This window comes from Achromobacter sp. SIMBA_011 (assembly GCF_046535435.1).
Taxonomy (GTDB): domain Bacteria; phylum Pseudomonadota; class Gammaproteobacteria; order Burkholderiales; family Burkholderiaceae_B; genus Achromobacter; species Achromobacter dolens.
Genome location: NZ_JAWRWN010001277.1, coordinates 1 through 233, shown reverse-complemented (window position 1 = coordinate 233; position 233 = coordinate 1). Strand labels below are relative to the sequence as shown.

At 57.5% G+C, this 233-nt stretch carries 1 protein-coding gene; it reads left to right on the top strand.

Features of this window, described 5'->3' with window-relative positions; all coding sequences use genetic code 11:
• Positions 1-108: 108 nt before the first annotated feature.
• Positions 109-233: RbsD/FucU domain-containing protein (locus tag SB816_RS35170; protein ID WP_410548646.1), on the top strand; the 125-nt coding region annotated here is incomplete at its 3' end.

Sequence of the window (233 nt, the reverse complement as noted above, 5' to 3'; positions counted from 1 at the left end):
CTTGCGCAAAGCTTCACAATCACACCTTTGCGATTGACGCGACATGGTTTTCCGGCTGGATTGCGCGCGCGCCGCAACGCGGCGAAAGCATCATGGGAGTTTGACGACATGCTGAAAAATATCGACCCGGCGCTGAATGCCGATGTCCTGCACGCGCTGCGCGCCATGGGTCACGGTGATACGCTGGTGATTTCCGATACCAACTTCCCTTCCGATTCGGTTTCCCGCCACAC